Annotated in this window: 1 protein-coding gene and 1 pseudogene; both read right to left on the bottom strand. The window is 76.6% G+C overall.

What is annotated here, in order from left to right:
- A pseudogene (locus tag AOK16_RS23685) lies at positions 1 to 851 on the bottom strand (hypothetical protein); the annotation flags it as partial.
- A gap of 46 nt (positions 852 to 897) precedes the next feature.
- Positions 898 to 1308: a hypothetical protein gene (locus AOK16_RS23680; RefSeq protein WP_055474163.1), complete on the bottom strand. Its 411-nt coding sequence runs from the start codon at positions 1306 to 1308 to the stop codon at positions 898 to 900.
- Positions 1309 to 1653: the final 345 nt, after the last annotated feature.

The raw sequence follows: 1653 nt of genomic DNA, 5'->3' as shown, positions 1-1653 counted from the left end.
CCCCAGACGGCCCCGCCTTCGGCGTGCTGTGAGCCCGCGGGCCCGTCAGCGGCCCCGTCCCCGACACGCGGCACGGGCAGCCCATGACGCACGGCGCCCTCGCCCGCGCGCCCCTCGCGCCCCCGGCCGCCGCCGGGCTCCCGGCGGCGCCCCGGCGCCGTCCCGAGGGCGGACCCGGCGGCGGCCCCAGCCGCCGGCTCACCCCCCGGCTCCACCTCCGGTGCGGCCCCGGCCGCCCTCGGCAGCGGGTCGTACCCGCACAGCGCCTCCTGCGCCGCGCCAACCCCCAGCCCCGTGAGGATCGCGCGGCCGTCGTCGCAGATCAGGACCGTGTGGGGGGTGATGTTGCCGTGGGTCCAGCCGTGGGCGTGGACGGTGCGGAGGGCCGCGAGGAGGTCCGCCGCAACCTCCGCGGCGCGGTGCGGCGGCAGCGGGCGTTCGGCGAGCAGCGCCGCCAGCGGCCGGGCGCGCAGCAGTTCACTCACGATCCACAGGCTGCCGCCGTCGGCGAACACGTCGAAGACCTGGCCCAGCCGCGGATGGTCCGGCAGCGCGGCCGCCGCCTTGACCGCCTCGATCGCCCGCCGCACCGCCGGATCGCCGCCCCCGGCCGCCGAGCCGGGCCGCGCGCCGTACGCCCTCGCGTCCCCGACGCCCCCGTCCCCGATGGCCTCGGCCCCGACGACCTCGGCCTCCACCACCTCCGGCAGCGGCACCTGCCGTACGTGGACCTCCTGGCCGCTGTACGTGTCGTACGCCCGCGTCTCCACCGGCTCGTACGGCGCGTCGGAGCGCGGGGTACGCGGCAGGCGGTAGCGGTCGGCCAGCACCCGACCCGCGTAGTCGTTCACGACGCCTCCCCGAGAAGTCACGATACGTGCCCGAGGCGCGCCCCGGTCAGCCCTTGGGGCGGAAGGAGTCGAACGCCCTGTCGCGGAGCGTCCGGCACTCCTTCCCGTCCCACGCGTCCGCCCGGCAGGAGATCATGATGGAGTAGCCGTGCGAACCGTCCACCTTGAACCCCCGGTTGAGGACCCGTACGCGCTGCCCGTTCTGGTTCCGCTCGAAGGTCCAGTCGGCGACGGTCGGGTAGCCGCGCCACTCGACCTCCTTGATGGAGATCCGGCGGTAGCCGGAGGAGGAACCGGCGACCGCGGGCTCCAGGCTCTTCCACGCGGCGGCGGCGTCGGAGCCGGGGCTGCTGTTGAAGTCGACCTGGATGCGCGGGAATCCGCCGGACAGGCTGTAGATCCCGCCGGAGTTCCGCCCCGCGATCCCGGTGCGGTGCCAGCCCTTGGGCAGGGCCATCGTGAAGAAGAAGTCGTCATCGGAGCGCGGGGTGAAGCCGTCGGCGGGCGCGCTCGAACCGGCCGCAGGCTCCGCCGACTCGGATGCCCCCTCCCGCGGCTCCGCGTTCCCCCCGGCCTGCTTCTCCCCGCCCTCCGGCGACGGCTTGCCCGCCGGCTTCTCCGCTCGGGAGGCCTACTTCTCCTCCCGTTGCTTCTCGCCCCCTCCGTCACCCCCTGACATCGCGCACGCCAGCACCGTTCCGCGCAGGGCCAGCACTGCCCCGCCCGCCGCGACCACCAGCGTCCGCCGCGCCCCGCCGTCCGTCACCGCCACCCCCGCCCCCGGCCCCCCCCCCCCCTCCCC

It is taken from the genome of Streptomyces pathocidini (genome assembly GCF_001418495.1).
Taxonomy (GTDB): Bacteria; Actinomycetota; Actinomycetes; order Streptomycetales; family Streptomycetaceae; genus Streptomyces; species Streptomyces pathocidini.
The sequence above is the reverse complement of the archived record's forward strand: the minus strand, read 5'-3'. Positions and strand labels throughout refer to the sequence as shown.

Coding starts and splice junctions, on each gene's coding strand:
- AOK16_RS23680 (WP_055474163.1), bottom strand. CDS start 1,308: ATGGCCCTGCCCAAGGGCTGGCACCGCACCGGGATCGCGGGGCGGAAC.